This window comes from Kitasatospora dryopteridis (assembly GCF_050749075.1).
In the GTDB taxonomy this organism is placed as follows: domain Bacteria; phylum Actinomycetota; class Actinomycetes; order Streptomycetales; family Streptomycetaceae; genus Kitasatospora.
Genome location: NZ_CP192749.1, coordinates 3,140,195 through 3,158,167 on the forward strand (window position 1 = coordinate 3,140,195; position 17,973 = coordinate 3,158,167).

General features: G+C 73.6%; 14 protein-coding genes and 2 pseudogenes. 4 read left to right on the top strand and 12 right to left on the bottom strand.

What is annotated here, in order from left to right:
* Positions 1 to 104 precede the first annotated feature (104 nt).
* The 7 genes from ACQ614_RS14160 to ACQ614_RS14190 form a co-directional block, all read right to left on the bottom strand.
* Entirely contained in the window at positions 105 to 1,457 is a 1,353-nt protein-coding gene (locus ACQ614_RS14160; protein WP_431678929.1) for a formimidoylglutamate deiminase, read from the bottom strand.
* A complete protein-coding gene (locus ACQ614_RS14165) occupies positions 1,445 to 2,647 on the bottom strand; it encodes an allantoate amidohydrolase (RefSeq protein WP_431683921.1) in 1,203 nt (400 codons plus the stop codon). The genes ACQ614_RS14160 and ACQ614_RS14165 overlap by 13 nt, the downstream gene beginning before the upstream one ends.
* 17 nt (positions 2,648 to 2,664) lie before the next feature.
* Positions 2,665 to 4,320: a urocanate hydratase gene (gene hutU / locus ACQ614_RS14170; RefSeq protein ID WP_431683922.1), complete on the bottom strand. Its 1,656-nt coding sequence runs from the start codon at positions 4,318 to 4,320 to the stop codon at positions 2,665 to 2,667.
* 202 nt (positions 4,321 to 4,522) lie between these two features.
* A complete protein-coding gene (locus ACQ614_RS14175) occupies positions 4,523 to 5,140 on the bottom strand; it encodes an FMN reductase (protein ID WP_431678930.1) in 618 nt (205 codons plus the stop codon).
* Positions 5,137 to 6,258, bottom strand: a complete 1,122-nt coding sequence (locus tag ACQ614_RS14180) for an LLM class flavin-dependent oxidoreductase (protein ID WP_431678931.1) — start codon at positions 6,256 to 6,258, stop codon at positions 5,137 to 5,139. Before ACQ614_RS14180 ends, ACQ614_RS14175 begins: the two co-directional genes overlap by 4 nt.
* A gap of 90 nt (positions 6,259 to 6,348) precedes the next feature.
* Positions 6,349 to 6,687, bottom strand: a complete 339-nt coding sequence (locus tag ACQ614_RS14185; protein ID WP_431678932.1) for a hypothetical protein — start codon at positions 6,685 to 6,687, stop codon at positions 6,349 to 6,351.
* 164 nt (positions 6,688 to 6,851) lie between these two features.
* Positions 6,852 to 7,724 carry a MurR/RpiR family transcriptional regulator gene (locus ACQ614_RS14190; protein WP_431678934.1) on the bottom strand — a complete coding sequence of 291 codons (873 nt, stop codon included), beginning with the start codon at positions 7,722 to 7,724 and terminating at the stop codon, positions 6,852 to 6,854.
* 264 nt (positions 7,725 to 7,988) lie between these two features.
* Between ACQ614_RS14190 and ACQ614_RS14195 the strand changes: the two genes are divergently transcribed.
* Entirely contained in the window at positions 7,989 to 8,363 is a 375-nt protein-coding gene (locus tag ACQ614_RS14195; protein ID WP_431678935.1) for a hypothetical protein, read from the top strand.
* Positions 8,364 to 8,384: 21 nt separating this feature from the next.
* On the opposite strand, the pseudogene hutH reads toward ACQ614_RS14195, so the two are convergent.
* Positions 8,385 to 9,969, bottom strand: a pseudogene (gene hutH, locus ACQ614_RS14200) (histidine ammonia-lyase).
* Between the two features lie 138 nt (positions 9,970 to 10,107).
* On the opposite strand from hutH, the gene fdhD reads away from it, so the two are divergent.
* Positions 10,108 to 10,929: a formate dehydrogenase accessory sulfurtransferase FdhD gene (gene fdhD / locus ACQ614_RS14205; protein WP_363499900.1), complete on the top strand. Its 822-nt coding sequence runs from the start codon at positions 10,108 to 10,110 to the stop codon at positions 10,927 to 10,929.
* Between the two features lie 22 nt (positions 10,930 to 10,951).
* Here the strand turns inward: fdhD and ACQ614_RS14210 are convergent, their stop codons facing one another.
* The 4 genes and pseudogenes from ACQ614_RS14210 to ACQ614_RS14225 all read right to left on the bottom strand — a co-directional run bounded on the left by ACQ614_RS14210 (position 10,952) and on the right by ACQ614_RS14225 (position 15,521).
* Positions 10,952 to 11,341 (bottom strand): hypothetical protein, encoded by a 390-nt coding sequence (locus tag ACQ614_RS14210; RefSeq protein WP_431678937.1) that lies wholly within the window; start codon positions 11,339 to 11,341, stop codon positions 10,952 to 10,954.
* Positions 11,342 to 12,065: 724 nt separating this feature from the next.
* Positions 12,066 to 13,202: pseudogene (locus ACQ614_RS14215) on the bottom strand (diguanylate cyclase domain-containing protein); the annotation flags it as partial.
* Between the two features lie 211 nt (positions 13,203 to 13,413).
* The gene (locus tag ACQ614_RS14220) at positions 13,414 to 14,535 is read right to left on the bottom strand and encodes an adenylate/guanylate cyclase domain-containing protein (RefSeq protein ID WP_431678938.1); all 1,122 of its coding nucleotides are present in this window, start codon (positions 14,533 to 14,535) and stop codon (positions 13,414 to 13,416) included.
* 116 nt (positions 14,536 to 14,651) lie between these two features.
* On the bottom strand, positions 14,652 to 15,521 hold the full coding sequence (locus ACQ614_RS14225; protein WP_431683923.1) for a biotin--[acetyl-CoA-carboxylase] ligase: 870 nt from the start codon (positions 15,519 to 15,521) through the stop codon (positions 14,652 to 14,654).
* A gap of 541 nt (positions 15,522 to 16,062) precedes the next feature.
* Here ACQ614_RS14225 and ACQ614_RS14230 point away from each other — a divergent pair.
* Both ACQ614_RS14230 and ACQ614_RS14235 read left to right on the top strand, forming a co-directional pair.
* Positions 16,063 to 17,655 (top strand): acyl-CoA carboxylase subunit beta, encoded by a 1,593-nt coding sequence (locus tag ACQ614_RS14230; protein ID WP_431678939.1) that lies wholly within the window; start codon positions 16,063 to 16,065, stop codon positions 17,653 to 17,655.
* A 24-nt stretch (positions 17,656 to 17,679) separates the two neighbouring features.
* Complete coding sequence (locus ACQ614_RS14235) at positions 17,680 to 17,898, top strand: acyl-CoA carboxylase subunit epsilon (protein ID WP_095874580.1); 219 nt, start codon at positions 17,680 to 17,682, stop codon at positions 17,896 to 17,898.
* Positions 17,899 to 17,973: the final 75 nt, after the last annotated feature.

Consider the following 17,973-nt stretch of genomic DNA (forward strand, 5'->3'; position numbering starts at 1 on the left):
ACTGCGCAGCCGGGTGAGCCCGAGTACGCAAGGTGAGCGGTATCCGGATCGCGCGTTCCCCGTGCCCCTGAGTGGCCGGCCCGCCGCGCCCCTGGCATCGCCTCTCAGGTCCCCAGGGTGGTGATGGAGGTGCGGAGGGCGTCGGCGACGTCGGGGACGAGCTGGTGGACGCCGTCCTTGACGATGTGGCGGCCGCCGACGATCACGTGCCGGACGTCCGCCGCCGAGGCGGCGAACACGGCGGTCTCGGCGCCGAGCTGCGGCCCGGGCCCGGCGGTACGGACGGTGTCCAGGGCGATGGCGGTGAAGTCCGCCAGTGCCCCGACCTCGATCCGGCCGGCCTCCGGCCAGCCGAGGGAGGCGTGGCCGTCCTCGGTGCCGGCGCGGAGCAGCGCGTGGGCCGTCCAGTGCCCGCGGGTCCGGGTGCGGAGCCGTTCGTTCAGCTCCAGTGCCCGGGCCTCCTCGAACGGGTCGATCACGGCGTGGCTGTCGCTGCCGAGGCTGATCGGGCAGCCGGAGCCGGCGAGGCGGCGGGCCGGGCCGATGCCGTCCGCGAGGTCCCGTTCGGTGGTGGGGCACATGCAGATGGTGGTGGAGGAGTCGCCGAGCAGCCGGACGTCCTCGTCGGTGAGGTGGGTGGCGTGCACGGCGGAGGTGCGCGGGCCGAGGACGCCGTGGTCGGCGAGCAGCCGGGTCGGGGTGACGCCGTGGGCGGTGAGGCAGGCGTCGTTCTCGGCGGTCTGCTCGGAGAGGTGGACGTGCAGCGGGGCCTTCCGCATGGCCGCCCAGTGCGCGACGGTGGCCAGCTGGTCGGCGGGCACCGCGCGGACGGAGTGGACGGCCGCGCCGATCCTGGCGTGGTCGGTGGGCTTGAGGGCGTCCGCGCGGGCGGCCCAGGCGTCGGCGTCGCCGTCGCTGAACCGCAGCTGGGGCTTGGTGACCTCGGCGCCGAAGCCGGAGGACAGGTAGCAGGTGTCCAGCAGGGTGATCCGGATGCCGGCCCGGTGCGCCGCCTCGATCAGGGCGTGGCCCATCGCGTTGGGGTCGTCGTAGCGGCCGCCGCCGGGGGCGTGGTGCAGGTAGTGGAACTCGCCGACGGCGGTGATGCCGGCGAGCGCCATCTCGGCGTAGACGGCGGTGGCGAGGTCGAGGTAGCTGTCCGGGTCGAGGGCGCCGGCGAAGCGGTACATGGTGTCCCGCCACGTCCAGAAGGTGCCGGAGCCGACCTGGACGTTGCCGCGCAGCGCCCGGTGGAAGGCGTGCGAGTGGGCGTTGGCCTGGCCGGGCAGCAGCAGGCCGCCGAGGCGGACGGCGCCGGACGGGCAGGGGCCGCTGTCGGGGGTGACGTGGGCGATCCGTCCGCCGGGGCCGACGGCGATCAGCACGTCCCTCTCGACGACGGTGCCGTTGGCATGCGGCAGCCAGGCGTGCTCCGCCCAGTACGTCAGCCCTGACATGCGAGGTCCTCCAGTACGTCGGCGAGCGCCGCCACGCCCGCGAGGCAGTCGGCCTCCTCGGCGTGCTCTGCCGGGGAGTGCGAGACGCCGGTGGGGTTCCGTACGAAAAGCATGGCGGTCGGAATCGCGGATGCCAGGATTCCGGCGTCGTGTCCCGCGCCGGTGGGCAGCACCGGCACCGCGTCGGGCCTGCCGCGGCCGATGACCCGGGCGAGGCGGTCGCGCAGCGGGCCGTCGAAGTCGACGACGGGCGTGAACGACTCGCGGGTCAGTTCGACCCGGACGCCGTCGCGTTCGCCGCGTTCGAGGGCGGCCTGCCGGATCTCCTCCACCACCCGGTCGAGGGTGGCCTCGTCGGCGGCGCGGGAGTCGAGCCAGCCGCGGACGAGGGAGGCGATGGCGTTGGTGCCGTTGGGCTCGACGGCGACCTTGCCGAAGGTGGCGAGGGCACCGGCCAGCCGGGCCTTCTTGCGGGCGGCGAGCACGGTGTTGGCGTAGGTGAGCATCGGGTCGCGGCGGTCCTCGATGCGGGTGGTGCCGGCGTGGTTGGCCTCGCCGTGGAAGTCGAACCGCCAGCGGCCGTGCGGCCAGATCGCGCTGGCGACGCCGACGCTCTGGTGCTCGTCCAGGTAGCGGCCCTGCTCGACGTGGAGTTCGACGAACGCGCCGATGCGGGCGAGCCGTTCGCGGTCGGCGCCGATGGCGTCGGGGTCGTGGCCGGCCTTCTCCATGGCGTCGGGCAGCCGGACGCCGTCGGCGTCGCGCAGCCCGTGCGCCTGCTCCCTGGAGAGCACGCCGGCGGTGAGCCGGGAGCCGATGCAGGCCACGCCGAACCGGGCGCCCTCCTCGTCGCCGAAGTTGACGATCGCCAGCGGCTTGGTGAACTCGGCGCCGCGGGCGCGGAGTTCGTCCAGGGCTGCGAAGGAGGAGACCACGCCGAGCGGGCCGTCGAAGGCGCCGCCGTCCGGGACGGAGTCCAGGTGCGAGCCGGTGACGACGGCACCCTCGCCCTGCGGGTCGCCGAGCCAGGCCCACTGGTTGCCGTTGCGGTCGAGCTCGTAGTGCAGGCCGCGGTTGCGGGCCTGCTCCTCGAACCAGGCCCGGCATTCGGTGTCGGCGGAGTTCCAGGCGAAGCGGCGGTAACCGCCGGACGAGGCGGAGCGGCCCACGGGGAGCAGCTCCGCCCACATCCGCTGGAATGTGTCGGTCACAGCTCGCCCATGGGGACGCGCACGCCCCGCTCGTCGGCGACCTCGACGGCGCGGTCGTAGCCGGCGTCGACGTGCCGGATGACGCCCATGCCCGGGTCGTTGGTGAGCACGCGGCGGATCTTCTCGCCGGCGAGCGCGGTGCCGTCGGCGACGGTGACCTGGCCGGCGTGGATGGAGCGGCCGATGCCGACGCCGCCGCCGTGGTGGATGGAGACCCAGGAGGCGCCGGAGGCGACGTTGACCATGGCGTTGAGCAGCGGCCAGTCGGCGATGGCGTCGGAGCCGTCCAGCATGGACTCGGTCTCGCGGTACGGGGAGGCGACCGAGCCGCAGTCCAGGTGGTCGCGGCCGATGACGATGGGCGCGGACAGCTCGCCGGAGGCGACCATGTCGTTGAAGCGCTCGCCGGCCTTGTCGCGCTCGCCGTAGCCGAGCCAGCAGATGCGCGCCGGGAGGCCCTGGAAGTGGACCTTCTCCTGGGCCATCTTGATCCAGCGGTGCAGCGACTCGTTCTCCGGGAAGAGGTCGAGGACGGCCTTGTCGGTCTTGGCGATGTCCTGCGGGTCGCCGGAGAGCGCGGCCCAGCGGAACGGGCCCTTGCCCTCGCAGAACAGCGGGCGGATGTAGGCCGGGACGAAGCCGGGGAAGGCGAACGCCCGGTCGTAGCCGGCGAGCTGGGCCTCGCCGCGGATGGAGTTGCCGTAGTCGAAGACCTCGGCGCCGCGGTCCTGGAAGCCGACCATGGCCTCGACGTGCTTGGCCATCGACTCGCGGGAGCGCTCGGTGAACTCGGCGGGCTTCTCGGCGGCGTAGGCGGCCATGTCGTCGAACTCGACGCCGATCGGCAGGTAGCTCAGCGGGTCGTGGGCGCTGGTCTGGTCGGTGACGATGTCGATCGGGGCGTCCATCGCGAGCAGCTGCGGGACCAGCTCGGCGGCGTTGCCGAGCAGGCCGATGGAGAGCGGCTGCTTCTTGTCCCGGGCGGCGGTGGCAAGTTCGAGGGCGTGGGCGAGGCTCGATGCCTCCACGTCCAGGTAGCGGTGCTCGATCCGGCGGGCGATCCGGGAGGGGTCGCAGTCGATGCAGATCGCGACGCCGCCGTTCATGGTGACGGCGAGCGGCTGGGCGCCGCCCATGCCGCCGAGGCCGGCGGTGAGGGTGATGGTGCCTTCGAGGGTGCCGTTGAACTTCTTGTCGGCGACCGCGGCGAAGGTCTCGTAGGTGCCCTGGAGGATGCCCTGGGTGCCGATGTAGATCCAGGAGCCGGCGGTCATCTGGCCGTACATGGTGAGGCCGAGCGACTCCAGGCGGCGGAACTCCTCCCAGTTCGCCCAGTCGCCGACCAGGTTGGAGTTGGCGATCAGCACCCGCGGCGCCCACTCGTGGGTCTGCATGACGCCGACCGGGCGGCCGGACTGCACCAGCATGGTCTCGTCCTGCTTGAGGTTCTGCAGGGTACGGACCATCGCGTCGTACGAGCGCCAGTCGCGGGCGGCCTTGCCGGTGCCGCCGTACACGACCAGCTTCGAGGGGTGCTCGGCCACCTCGGGGTCGAGGTTGTTCATGAGCATCCGCAGGGCGGCCTCCTGCTGCCAGCCCTGCGCGGTCAGCTTCGTACCGCGCGCCGCGCGGACCTCGCGCGGGCCGCTCACCTGGTCCACCATGCCTCCGGCCTCCTTGCGGATGAATTCATTCAGGCTTACCGAGACTGAATATATCCAGTCATTCACCCGGAAGCCAGACCTCAGCACCATCGGACCAGGAACCGACCCGCCCCGCGCGGCGGCGCGCCCCGCGCACGACGGCGGGCGGCGGGACCTCCGAGGTCCCGCCGCCCGCCGTGGGAGCGCCCGCTCAGCCCGCCCGGAGCGCCGCCAGCTGCTGCTCGAAGGGCACCACCCCGGGCTCCGTCCGGGGCCTCGCCGGACGGCCGGCCAGCAGGTCGGCCAGTTCGCCGCCGGCCCGGGCGATCCGCGGGGCGAGCCCCTCGGCGTCACCGCCCGGCCCCCAGTCCTCCGAGGCCGCGAAGACCGCGGTGGGCACGGTGACGGCGCGCAGATGGGCGAAGAGCGGCCGCAGCGCGTGCTCCAGGGCCAGCGAGTGCCGGGCGGTGCCGCCGGTGGCGGCGATCAGCACCGGCGTGCCGGTCAGTGCGTCCGGATCCAGCACGTCGAAGAAGGACTTGAAGAGACCGCTGTAGGAGGCGCTGAAGATCGGCGTGACCGCGATCAGGGCGTCCGCCGAGGCGACCGACTCCAGCGCGGCGCGCAGCCGGGGCCCGGGGAAGCCGGTGACCAGGTTGTTGGCGATCTCGCCGGCGAGGTCGCGCAGCTCGATCACCTCGGTCTCCACCTCCCGCCGGCCGTCCAGCCCGGCGCGGACGGCGCCGGCCAGCCGGTCGGCGAGCAGCCGGGTGGAGGAGGGCTGGGACAGGCCGGCCGAGACGGCGACCAGCTTCAGTGCGGCAGTCATACGGTCTCCTCGGTGGCGGTGGCGGCGGTGTCGCCGGCGGCTGCGGCCGCGCGCCGGGCGAGCAGCGAGGCGTGGGTGGGGGCGTCCGGCACCTCGACGGGCCGGCCGTTGGCGAACTCCTTGCGCAGCACCGGGATCACCTCTTCGCCGAGCAGGTCGAGCTGCTCCAGGACGGTCTTCAGCGGCAGGCCGGCGTGGTCGACGAGGAACAGCTGGCGCTGGTAGTCGCCGAAGGACTCGCGGAAGGTGAGCGTCTTGTCGATGACCTCCTGCGGGCTGCCGACGGTCAGCGGGGTCTGCTCGGTGAACTCCTCCAGCGAGGGCCCGTGCCCGTAGACCGGGGCGTTGTCGAAGTACGGGCGGAACTCGCGCACCGCGTCCTGCGAGTTGCGGCGCAGGAACACCTGGCCGCCGAGGCCGACGACCGCCTGCTCGGCGGTGCCGTGGCCGTAGTGCGCGTACCGCTCGCGGTAGAGGTTGATCAGGCGCTGGAAGTGCTCCTTGGGCCAGAAGATGTTGTTGGCGAAGAAGCCGTCGCCGTAGTAGGCGGCCTGCTCGGCGATCTCGGGGCTGCGGATCGATCCGTGCCAGACGAACGGCGGGACGCCGTCGAGCGGGCGCGGGGTCGAGGTGAAGCCCTGCAGCGGGGTGCGGAAGCGGCCCTGCCAGTCGACCACGTCCTCGCGCCACAGCTTGTGGAGCAGGGCGTAGTTCTCGATCGCGAGCGGGATGCCCTGGCGGATGTCCTGGCCGAACCACGGGTAGACCGGGCCGGTGTTGCCGCGGCCGAGCATCAGGTCGACCCGGCCGTCGGCCAGGTGCTGGAGCATCGCGAAGTCCTCGGCGATCTTCACCGGGTCGTTGGTGGTGATCAGCGTGGTCGAGGTGGAGAGGATCAGCCGCTCGGTGCGGGCCGCGATGTGCCCGAGCATGGTCGTCGGCGAGGACGGCACGAAGGGCGGGTTGTGGTGCTCGCCGGTCGCGAAGACGTCCAGGCCCACCTCCTCGGCCTTGAGCGCGATCGCCACCATGGCCTTGATCCGCTCGTGCTCGCTCGGCGTGCGGCCGGTCGTCGGGTCCTCGGTGACGTCACCGACGGTGAAGATCCCGAACTGCATGGCACTCACTCCCCAGGTCGTTCAGCTTTCAACTACATCCGGCTGAACGACCCCGCCCCCGCCGCTATTCCCGCCCCTGCCGGGCACGGTTCAGGCCGCGTTGCCACCCTTCCAGTCGATACCGATCTCGGCCAGCCAGGCCCGGTCGTCCGCGTCGAAGGCGGCGGGCTCACGGCCGCCCTCCGGCTGCCGCGGCTCCCGCTCGGGCGGGCGCGGGATCTCCTGGACGGGGCCCAGGCCGTAGCGCTCGGCCGCCTCGGCGGCCGCCCGGTCGGCGACGCTCTGCTCGGTGGCCCCGATGTGGACGGCGGAGTCGTCGCCCGGCTCCAGCACGGTGATGCCGGGGTTCGGCGGGCGGCGCAGGGCGATCCGCCGGCCGCAGGTCGGACAGGACCACTCGTCGGTGCCGTCGGCCAGACGTGCGGTCATTCTCATCTGGTGGATCACGCGCATCTCGGACACCCCCGTCCGGCGCCCGGGACCGGGCCCCTGAGAAGGGGATGCCCGCTCGCGGCCCGGCGCCAACCCGTCTCCGCGCGCACACCTGCACGCCGCGCGCCGTCGAGTGCCGCGGCCCGCCCCGGGGCTGACGGCTACTCCAGGAACAGCCCCCGGGCCGCCGCCGACTGCTCGATCGCCTCCAGGCGCGCCTCGGCGCCGGGCAGTTCGTCACACATGGTCTGCAGCAGCACCCGGCCGAGCATCATCGGCGCGCAGGCGGTGTCGAAGACCAGCCCGGTGCCGACCGCGGCCGGCAGCATCACGTCGGAGAGCTTGGCGACCGGCGCGAACGCGCTGTCGGCCACCGTGACCACCGTCAGGCCGCAGCCGCGGGCGGTGATCAGAGCGTCCATCAGCTCCCGCGGGTAGCGCGGCAGGGCGAAGCAGGCCAGCGCGGTGGCTCCCGCGGCCGCCGCCTGCTCGATCCGGTCGGCGAGCATCGAGCCGCCCTCGTCCAGCAGCCGGACGTCCGGGTGGACCTTGGCCGCGAAGTACGCGAAGCCGTGCGCCTGCGCCGAGGCGGCCCGCAGGCCGAGCACCGGCAGCGGGCGGGAGGCGGCGAGCACCCGCGCGGCCCGGACGATCGGCTCCGGGTCCGCGAGCAGGTCCGCGAGGTGGCGCAGGTGCTCGATCTCGGCGAGCACGGCCTGCTGGTGCTCGTTGCGGACGGCGTCCGCCGGGGTCTCGGCGGCCGGGGCGGCCTCGCCCGCGCCGAGCTCGCGCAACTGCTTGCGCAGCGCCGGGTAGCCGTCGTAGCCGAGGGCGACCGCGAAGCGGGTCACCGAGGGCTGGCTGACACCGGCCAGCTCGGCGACCTCCACGCTGGACATGAAGGGCGCCTCGGTGGCGTGCCGGACGAGGGAGTGCGCGATCCGGCGCTGGGTGGGCGTCAGCCGGTGGCCCTCGAAGAGCTGGAGCAGTCGGGCGGAGGGGCCGACGGTGCCGGTCTCGTCCAGGGCTGTCATCGGCCGTACCTCCGGGCTCGTGAGCGGCGCACGCCGTTGGCGACGGCGGCTGGGACGACTGTCGCGCAGTCCTGGCATGTGGGCAACGGTGTTTCGAGGATCGGGACGGGCCCGGCGTGCAGGTCCTCCGCGGAGGATGCCCGTACGCCTTGGCGGCAGCACCTCGGGGTCGCCCCCGGGGACACCCCGAGACAGCCCTGAGCCGTCCCGGAAATCGCGCCGCTGCGGTGGACCTCCGCCCGTCCGCGCGAGGACGCTGAGGGCATGGACCTACGCAAGGACGACCTCGCCCGCGACCTCGACGCCGCGCTGCAGACCCGCAAGGAACTCGGCAAGGAGTACGAGGCGGAGATCGTCGACTCCTTCCTCGCACGGCTGGACGCCCGGCTCGACGCCCGGGTCGAGCAGCGCGTCGCCGAACGGCTCGGCTCCCCCGGCACGCCGCAGCGGCGCCCCGGCAACCCGCAGTTCAAGGTGCAGGTGCTCTCGCTGGTGATGGGCATCCCGCTGTCGGCCATCGCCGCCGAGAGCTCAGGCCTGCTCGGCCTGATCGTCTGCTGGGCCGGCATCGTCGGCATCAACGTCTCCTCCGCCCGTTCGGGCCGCAGCCGGGAGCGGAACCGGGGCGGGTGGGAGTGATCCCGCCCGCCCCGGCCCGGATCAGGCCAGCGGGCCGGTGACCCGCTCGACCGCCGTGACCAGGTCGCCCGAGGCGACCAGGGCGGCGGCCGCCTCCAGGTCCGGCGACAGGAAGCGGTCCCGGCCGGGGCCGCCGACGCCGGCCTCGCGGGCCGCGGCGATCGCGGCGGCGGTGGCCGGGGCGATCGGGCCGCTGCCGCCCTCCGCACGGATCTCCAGCGCACGGCCGGCGGCGACCAGCTCCACGGCAAGCACCCGGCCCAGGTTGGCGACCGCCTGGCGCAGCTTGCGCGCGGCGGACCAGCCCATGGACACGTGGTCCTCCTGCATCGCGGAGGACGGGATGGAGTCGACCGAGGCCGGCACGGCGAGCCGCTTGTTCTCGCTGACCAGGGCGGCCTGCGTGTACTGGGCGATCATCAGGCCGGAGTCCACGCCCGGGTCGTCGGCGAGGAAGGCCGGCAGACCGTGCGAGCGGGCCTTGTCGAGCAGCCGGTCGGTGCGGCGCTCGGAGATCGAGCCGAGGTCGGCGGCGGCGATGGCGAGGAAGTCCAGCACGTACGCGACCGGGGCGCCGTGGAAGTTGCCGTTGGACTCGACGCGGCCGTCCGGCAGCACCACCGGGTTGTCGACCGAGGCGGCGAGCTCGCGCTCGGCGACCGTACGGGCGTGCGCGACGGTGTCGCGGCCGGCGCTGGCCGGCGACCTGCGGGGCGCAGCGGATCGAGTAGGCGTCCTGGACGCGCGGCGCGTCGTCCTGGTGGTGGCCGGTGAGGCCGGAGCCCTTGAGGACGGCCAGCATGTTGGCGGCGGAGAGCGCCTGGCCGGGGTGCGGGCGGATCGGGGCGTGCAGCTCGGGGGCGAGCACCTTGTCGGTGCCGAGCAGCGCCTCCAGGCTCATCGCGGCGGTGATGTCGGCGGTGGTGAAGAGCCGCTGCAGGTCGGCGATGGCCATGACCAGCATGCCGAGCATGCCGTCGGTGCCGTTGATGAGGGCGAGGCCCTCCTTCTCCAGCAGCTCGACCGGCTCGATGCCGGCGGCGGCGAGCAGCTCCGCGGCGTCCTTCTCCACGCCGTCCGGGCCGAAGGCGGTGCCCTCGCCCATCAGCACCAGGGCGCAGTGCGAGAGCGGGGCGAGGTCGCCGGAGCAGCCGAGCGAGCCGAACTCGCGGACGGCCGGGGTGATGCCGGCGTTGAGCAGGGCGGCCATCGTCTCGGCGACCAGCGGGCGGACGCCGGTGCGGCCGGAGGCGAGGGTCTTCATGCGCAGGAACATCAGGGCGCGGACGACCTCGCGCTCGACCACCGGGCCCATGCCGGCGGCGTGCGAGCGCACCAGCGAGCGCTGCAGCTGGGCGCGCAGCTCGGGGCTGATGTGGCGGACGGCGAGGGCGCCGAAGCCGGTGGAGACGCCGTAGACCGGGCGCGGCTCGGCCGCGAGCGCGTCGATCCGGGCGCGGGCGCCGGCCATCTCGGCGAGCGCGTCCGGGCCGATCTCGACCCGGGCGTTGCCCCGGGCGACGGCGAGGACGTCCTCGGCAGTGACGTCGGCCTTGCCGACCTGGACCAGTGGCGCGTCGGGGGCCACAGCACCGTGCATATCCATATGCACAATGACACCAGGTGAATGGAATTCTGACAACCGCGGACGCGGCCGTCCGGCGGCGGCCGTCCGCAGGATTTCCGTTCGGGCCCGGCGGTGCCGCAGGCTGGGCACAGCGGAGCGAGGCTTACGGAGGAGTCGATGGCACGGGCGACGGTACGGCGCCGGGTGGTGCGGCTGCGCGGCACCGAGACGGGCGTGCGACCCGACGCGCTGGCGGCGGAGGAGCCGCTGGAGATCCGGCTCGGCGGTGAACCGCTCACCGTCACCATGCGCACCCCCGGCCACGACTTCGACCTGGTCGCCGGCTTCCTGGTGGGCGAGGGCGTCGTCCACCGCACCGAGCAGCTGGCCGCCCTGCGCTACTGCGCGGGGACGGACGCCGAGGGCGCCAACACCTACAACGTGGTCGACGCGACCGTGCGCGGCGACGCCGCGCCGCTGTCCGGGCACCGCAACCTGCTCACCACCAGCGCCTGCGGCCTGTGCGGCCGGGACACCGTCGAGGCCGTCCGCACCCACAGCCGGTGGCCGGTCGCCGAGGACGGCCTGCGGGTCTCCCCCGGCCTGCTGTACGGCCTGCCGGACCGGCTCCGCGCGGCCCAGCGGGCCTTCGACTCCACCGGCGGACTGCACGCCGCCGGGCTCTTCGACGCGCGCGGCGAACTGCTCTGCGTCCGCGAGGACGTGGGCCGGCACAACGCGGTCGACAAGGTGGTCGGCTGGGCGCTGCGCGAGGGCCGGCTCCCGCTCACCGGGCACGTACTGCTGGTCAGCGGCCGGGCCTCGTTCGAGCTGACCCAGAAGGCGGCGCTGGCGGGCGTGCCGCTGCTGGCCGCGGTCTCGGCGCCCTCCTCGCTCGCGGTCGACCTCGCCGAGGAGCTCGGCCTGACCCTGGTGGGCTTCCTGCGCGGCGAGAGCGCCAATGTGTACACGGGTGCCGAACGGGTGGCGGCCGGCTGACGCACCGCCACCCGGCGCCGCGTCAGTTCCTGCGCTTGCGCATCGCCAGCACCACGGCGATCACGACCACCAGCACGATGCCCAGCACGACGATGCCGATCACGACGCCGACGACCGTGCCGAAGAAGCTCTTCTTCTTCTTGGACTTCGACTTGGACTTGGACTTGGCCACCTGGACGGTCTTCGTCCCGGAGGTCTTCGTCCCCGAGCTCTTCGAACCGGAACTCTTCGAGCCGGAGCTCTTGGTGCCGGAACTCTTCTGCACGGCCGCCGCGGGTGCGGCCGCCGGCGCCTGCTGGACGGCTGCCGCCGGCGCACCGCGGGTCACCGCCGCCGCCTCGCCCTCGGCCAGCGCCGTACCGCCGACCGCCAACGCCAGTGCGAGAAGTGTCCCCGCCAGCTTGGTACGCATGGTCCCTCCCGGTCCCCCGATCCTGTCCGGCCACTGTGGCACGTCCGGGCGGCACGGCCCAGCCCCCGGCACGCCCCTGTGGCCCACCTGTGACCGGCCGGGCACGTCCCGGACACCCCGTCGGGGGCGTCTAATCCGGTGGCGGGGAGGAGGGGCCGGAGAGGGCCACGGCGACCAGGGCACGGAGGGCGGAGGCGATCTGGCCGAGCGGCAGGGTGGCCTCGTCCGCGAAGAGTTCGACCAGCCAGCCGCCGGCCGGGTTCGGGCCGCCCGCGGCGACCATGGCCTTGTAGCCGCTGACCACCATGACCGCCTCCTCGGAGGGGTCGTTGCCGGGCGCGCCGGCCCGCAGGGCGAAGCCGCCGCCGCGGGAGGCCCGCCGGGTCAGCGGGTAGTGCCGCAGGTCGAAGACGGCGTCGGGGGCCTCGATCTGGGCGCGCTGGGTGGCGGCGCCGGTGCTGCTCGGGCCGCTGGTCATCCGGTAGACGGCGTGCTGGGCGGTGCGCATGAGGTGCGAGCCGGGCGGCACGTACGAGACCCACCAGGCGACCGCGTCGAGGAGGCGGGCGGAGGTCTCGGCGACGGTGACCATCCGGGCGAGGGTGTCGGCGGGGTGGCTGGTGCGCTGGACCTCGTTCTGGTCGAGGGCGGCGAGCACGGTGGTGAGCAGCTGGCCGGGGTCGGCGCTGCGGGCGGCGCCGCGGAAGCGCCGGCGGTCGCCGTTGCCGCGCTGGCCGGGGCCGCCGCGGCGGCTGTCGGCGCGGTGGTGGGGGTCGGCGGCGTCGGCGAGCATCACGGTCGGGTCGGGCGAGAAGCCGGGGCCGTGGCTGCGGCCGGCCACCACGGGGTGGGCGGCCCGGGAGGCCTTGGCCCGGTACTGGGCGGCGTCGGCGAGCCGGAACAGCCGGTCGGCGGTGGAGACCGGGCCGATGGAGTCGCCGGTGGAGGCGACGCCGCAGGCGACGCCCTCGCCCTCGGTGAGCTGCAGGGCGCGGGCGCAGAGCTCCTCGGCGACGGCGACCACCTCGTCGGCCTTCTGGCCCTCGACGAGCAGGCAGAACTCGTCGCCGCCGAGCCGGGCGGCGAGGCTGCCGGGCAGCTTGGCGGCGCACAGCGAGAGCTGGTGGGCGAATCGTTCCAGCAACCGGTCGCCCATCTCGTGCCCGAGCTGGTCGTTGACCCGCTTGAGTCCGTTGACGTCGCAGACGACCAGGCTGACGACGGTGTTGTCCCGGTTGTGGGCCTGCAGGGCGCTCTCCAGCCGGGCGTCGACGGCGCGGCGGTTGGCGAGGCCGGTGAGCGGGTCGGTGAAGGCGAGGCGGCGCAGGTCGGCCAGGCGTTCGGTCTGCGAGAGGCCGGCGGAGATCTGGGCGGCGAGCAGCGTCGCGTAGTCGATGTCGCCCTCGTCGAAGACCGGGAGCCCCGCGCGGCGGGCGAGGTAGAGCTCGCCCCAGGCCTGGCCGTGCAGCACGATCGGGGCGACCAGGCAGCACTCGCGGCCGCGCCGGCGCAGCCCGGCGGCGCGCTGGCGGCAGAACGCACCGGCGGCCGGGTGGCCCGGCTGGCCCTGCGGGTGGGGTTCGGTGTCCTCGGCGGTCTGCACCCAGGCGCGGGGCAGCCGGCCGGTGGTCCAGTGCTCTTCGAGGTAGGTGACGATCTCCGGGAAGTCAGCCACCGGGTAGGACTCGTCCTCGGGGAACTCCTCCTCCCCCGCGGCGAGTTCGCCGAAGTTCGCGAGCACCCGGAGGCGGCCGGACTCGCGGTCCCAGACCGAGACGGCGGCCATCGTGGCCTCCAGTGCCGCGGTGGCGCGGACGGCGGCGGCCCGAACGGCCTCCAGCGGGGTCAGTGCACCGGCCATGTCGTGGGCCAGTTCGACGACCGCACGCAGGCGCACGTCCGGGGTGGAAGGGGGCTGGCCGGCCAGCTCCGCCCTGTCCGCCTCACCGCTCAACCGGATCGCCTCGTCCCTTGGTCCGCCCTGGTGGGCATCCGTCCTGGACCAAGATTATGGCGGTTTGGTAAGGCTGTGCCCGATTTGTCAAGGGGAGTCGCGCAGCTTCCGCGGCGGATCAGTCGACGTCGTGGCTCCGGGTGAGCAGCCAGGGCTCGACCAGGCCGAGCCCGCGCACCGGGCGGCGCCACATCGGCTGGAGGTGGAACGGGAATCCGCCCTCCGCCTGCCGCCCGGCCGGGTCCTCCGGGTCGTGCGGCGGCACCGCGCCGGTCTGCTCCAGCGCGGCGGCGAACTCGCCGTCGACGAGGACGGCGTCCCGCGGGGCGATCGAGGTGAGCCGGCTGGCCAGGTTGACGGTGGTGCCGAAGACGTCGCCCATCCGCGAGGTGACGGTGCCGAAGGCCATACCGACCCGCAGTGCGGGCATGGTGTCCTCCTTGGCGAGCGTCTCGACCAGGGCGAGGGCGATCTCGGCGGCGACGCCCGGGTCCTCGGTGACGTAGAGGATCTCGTCGCCGAGGGTCTTGACGACGCGGCCGCCCTGGCCGGCGATCAGGTCGGAGCAGGTGTTCTCGAAGGTCTCGACGAGGTGGCCGAGCTCCTCCTCCTCCAGCCGGCGGGAGAGCCGGGTGAAGCCGACCAGGTCGGCGAAGCCGACGGCGAGCCGGCCGCTGGTGATCTCGGTGTCCTCCGCGGCGTGCACCACGCGGCCGGTGACGGCGGCGAGCTGGCGGCGCCAGACGTAGACCAGGAACTGCTCCAGCTCGGGCAGCAGGAGTTCGGTGAGCGGGTAGGCGACCTCGGCCCGGGTGAGGCCGGGCTCGACGGCCTGGGTGAGGTTCTCCAGGAAGGTGTCCATCTGCCAGCCGGCCAGCCGGGCGGTGGTCTGACCGGTGGAACGGGCGACCTGGATCGCCATCGACTCGCTGAGCAGCCCGGACTCGATCAGGCCGGCCAGGCGGCGCAGGGCGATCACGTCGTTGTCGGTGAGCGCCCGGGACTGCCCGATGTCGGGGAAGCCCATCGCCCGCCAGAACCGGGTGGCCAGATCCATGGACACGTCGGCCGCGCGCGCGGCCTGGTAGGGGGTGTATCTGCGCGGGGCGTCGAGGATCAGCCGCTCCAGTTCGAGCGCGACGGTGCGTTCGCCCGTCCCGCTGTTCCCGGAGCCGTGACCGCCGCTGCCGTTGCCCGATTCCTCGTCTGCCACCGGTCCATCCCCGTGCGGTCGCCGCACTTCCTCTTGTCCTGCCTGTCAAGGGCGGCCGACCACCCATGGGTAGTGGCGCGCCTCACACCGCTGCCAGGTGGAATGTTCGCACGGAATCCCGCAATCCGGGGCATCCGTCCGGATCAGGCGGACTCGGGACGCTCCGGGCGGACGTGCACCACGTCGCCCGCCGCCACCGGGTGGCGGGTGCCGTCGGCGGTACGGACGACCAGCCGGCCGTCGCCGTCCACCGCGACGGCCTCGCCCGCGAGTTCGCGGTCGCCGGGGAGCTGCACCCGCACCGTCCGGCCGAGCGTGGTGCAGCGGGCGGTGTACGCGGGCAGCAGCCCGCTGGCGTGCGGGTCGCCGGCCGCGGCCCGCCACTCGCCGTACACCTCGGCGAACTCGCGGAGCAGGCCGCGCAGCAGGGTCTGCCGGTCGGTGACGGCGGCACCCGCCAGGGCGAGCGAGCCGGCGGCGGGCACGGGGAGTTCCCCGGTGCGGAGGGTGACGTTGATGCCGAGTCCGGCGACGACCGCACCGCCGGAGAGTTCGGTGAGGATGCCGCCGATCTTGCGCTCCTCGCCGCCGATGACGACCTGCAGGTCGTTGGGCCACTTCAGGCCGGTGTCGACCTCGGCGATCCGGGAGACGGTGGCGGCCGCGGCGACCCCGACCAGGATGGGCAGCCAGCCGTAGCGCTCGACCGGCACGCCGGTGGGCCGCAGCAGCACGGAGAGGAAGAGACCGGATCGCGGCGGGGCGCTCCAGCGGCGCTCCAGGCGGCCGCGGCCGGCGTTCTGCGCCTCGGCGATCAGCACGGCGCCCTCGGGGGCACCCTCGCGGGCGAGGGCGGCGAGGTCGCTGTTGGTGGAGCCGGTCTCGGTGACGACGTCGAGGGAGGTCCACAGGCCGCCGGGGACGACCAGGTCGTGCCGGAGGACCGCGGCGTCCAGCGGCGGGCGTTCCAGGTCCGTCCACGGCGAGGGGCCGGTGTGGCCGAAGCCTCGCAGGCCACTGCGGCGGGGGCGGGTGGGCTCGGGCTGATCGGCGTCGGTCACCTGGCCAGCCTACCGACGGGCCACCGCACCAGCGGCCCGAGCAACACCCACCCGAGCCGGCCCGGCAAGAAGCACGGCCCGCCCCGAGCCGAAGGGCCCGCCGACACCAAAGCGGGGAACACGGGAGCGCCCCGCCCCGAGCCGAAGGGCCCGCCGGTGCCGAAAGGGAGGAGCGAGGGAGCGACGAAGGAGCGACGGAGGGACGACCGTCGGCGCCGGATCAAGAGGGCCGGAGGCGAGCGGGCGAGTCACAGCAGCGACGACCGTCGGCGCCGGATCAAGAGGGCCGGAGGCGAGTGGGCGACAACACGGCGACAACACGGCGACAAAAACAGCCATCGTCCCGCAGAAGCCGTTCCGACACACTGTGTCGCTGGCCATAACACGATTCGTCTGCCGCTGGCTACGCTACTTCGCGGTAGTCGCAGTGCCGCCCTGCCCTCATGCCGTCGTCGGCTCCGGGAGCGGCCAAGGACCAGGGAGAGCCACCTCAATGACCGAGGCGCCGTACGACCCGCACACCACCGCCGGGAAACTCGCCGATCTGCGGCGCAGGATCGACGAGGCGGTGCACTCCGGCTCTGCCGCAGCCGTCGAGAAGCAGCATGCCAAGGGCAAGCTGACGGCGCGTGAGCGGGTTGTCGAGCTGCTGGACGAGGACTCGTTCGTCGAGTTCGACGAGTTCGCCCGGCACCGCTCGACCAACTTCGGCCAGGAGAAGAACCGTCCGTACGGCGACGGTGTGGTGACCGGCTACGGCACGATCGACGGCCGTCAGGTCGCGGTCTTCGCGCAGGACTTCACGGTCTTCGGCGGCTCCCTCGGCGAGGTGTTCGGCGAGAAGATCGTCAAGGTGATGGACTTCGCGCTGAAGACCGGCTGCCCGGTCATCGGCATCAACGACTCCGGTGGTGCGCGCATCCAGGAGGGCGTGGTCTCGCTCGGCCTGTACGGCGAGATCTTCCGCCGCAACGTGCACGCCTCGGGCGTGGTCCCGCAGATCTCCCTGATCATGGGCCCCTGTGCGGGCGGCGCGGTGTACTCCCCCGCGATCACCGACTTCGTGGTGATGGCCGACCAGACCTCGCACATGTTCATCACCGGCCCGGACGTCATCAAGACGGTCACCGGCGAGGACGTCGGCATGGAGGAGCTGGGCGGCGCCCGCACCCACAACACCAAGTCGGGCAACGCGCACTACCTGGCCGCGGACGAGAAGGAGGCGATCGAGTACGTCAAGAACCTGCTGTCGTACCTGCCCTCCAACAACCTCTCCGACCCGCCGGTCTACCCCGAGCAGGCCGACCTCTCCATCACGGACGAGGACCTCGAACTCGACACCATCGTGCCGGACTCGGCGAACCAGCCGTACGACATGCACAAGGTGATCGAGCACGTCCTGGACGACGGCGAGTTCCTGGAGACCCAGCCGCTGTTCGCCGGCAACATCATCACCGGCTTCGGCCGGGTCGAGGGCCACCCGGTCGGCATCGTCGGCAACCAGCCGATGGACCTGGCCGGCTGCCTGGACATCGACGCCAGCGAGAAGGCCGCCCGCTTCGTGCGGACCTGCGACAGCTTCAACATCCCGGTGCTGACCTTCGTCGACGTGCCGGGCTTCCTGCCCGGCACCGGCCAGGAGTGGGACGGCATCATCCGCCGCGGCGCCAAGCTGATCTACGCCTACGCCGAGGCCACCGTGCCGCTGATCACCGTGATCACCCGCAAGGCCTTCGGCGGCGCGTACGACGTCATGGGCTCCAAGCACCTCGGCGCCGACCTCAACCTGGCCTGGCCGACCGCGCAGATCGCCGTGATGGGCGCGCAGGGCGCGGCCAACATCGTCTACCGCCGCGAGCTCGCCGCGGCCGCCAAGGCGGGCGAGGACGTCGACGCCCGTCGCGCCGAGCTGGTCGCCGAGTACGAGGACACCCTGCTCAACCCGTACCTGGCCGCCGAGCGCGGCTACGTGGACGCGGTCATCGCGCCGAGCGAGACCCGCCGGCACATCGTGCGCGGGCTGCGGGCGCTGCGCGGCAAGCGCGAGACCCTGCCGCCGAAGAAGCACGGCAACATTCCGCTGTAGTCCGTTCCGGGAGAGGATTGACCCATGGCCCCCATCCAGGTGCTGCACGGGCAGCCGACCCCCGAGGAGCTGGCCACCGTCCTGGCGGTGGTCCATTCCCGGGCCGCCGCCGCGCAGGCAGCCGCAGAGGCGGCCGGCCGGGCGGGCGGCCCGGCCTCCCCGTGGCGCGACCACGCGCGGAAGATGCGCAGCATGCCGGCCCACGGCCCCGCCGCCTGGCGGACCTCCGGCTGGGCCCGCTAGTTCCGAGGCAGCAGGACGGCCCGGTGCACCCCCCTTCGCGGGGCGGTGCACCGGGCCGTCCGGCGTTCTGCGTTC

Coding starts and splice junctions, on each gene's coding strand:
- ACQ614_RS14210 (WP_431678937.1), bottom strand. CDS start 11,341: ATGCGTACCAAGCTGGCGGGGACACTTCTCGCACTGGCGTTGGCGGTC.
- ACQ614_RS14160 (WP_431678929.1), bottom strand. CDS start 1,457: ATGTCAGGGCTGACGTACTGGGCGGAGCACGCCTGGCTGCCGCATGCC.
- ACQ614_RS14175 (WP_431678930.1), bottom strand. CDS start 5,140: ATGACTGCCGCACTGAAGCTGGTCGCCGTCTCGGCCGGCCTGTCCCAG.
- ACQ614_RS14195 (WP_431678935.1), top strand. CDS start 7,989: ATGGACCTACGCAAGGACGACCTCGCCCGCGACCTCGACGCCGCGCTG.
- ACQ614_RS14190 (WP_431678934.1), bottom strand. CDS start 7,724: ATGACAGCCCTGGACGAGACCGGCACCGTCGGCCCCTCCGCCCGACTG.
- fdhD (WP_363499900.1), top strand. CDS start 10,108: ATGGCACGGGCGACGGTACGGCGCCGGGTGGTGCGGCTGCGCGGCACC.
- ACQ614_RS14235 (WP_095874580.1), top strand. CDS start 17,680: ATGGCCCCCATCCAGGTGCTGCACGGGCAGCCGACCCCCGAGGAGCTG.
- ACQ614_RS14165 (WP_431683921.1), bottom strand. CDS start 2,647: ATGTGGGCGGAGCTGCTCCCCGTGGGCCGCTCCGCCTCGTCCGGCGGT.
- ACQ614_RS14185 (WP_431678932.1), bottom strand. CDS start 6,687: ATGACCGCACGTCTGGCCGACGGCACCGACGAGTGGTCCTGTCCGACC.
- ACQ614_RS14180 (WP_431678931.1), bottom strand. CDS start 6,258: ATGCAGTTCGGGATCTTCACCGTCGGTGACGTCACCGAGGACCCGACG.
- ACQ614_RS14230 (WP_431678939.1), top strand. CDS start 16,063: ATGACCGAGGCGCCGTACGACCCGCACACCACCGCCGGGAAACTCGCC.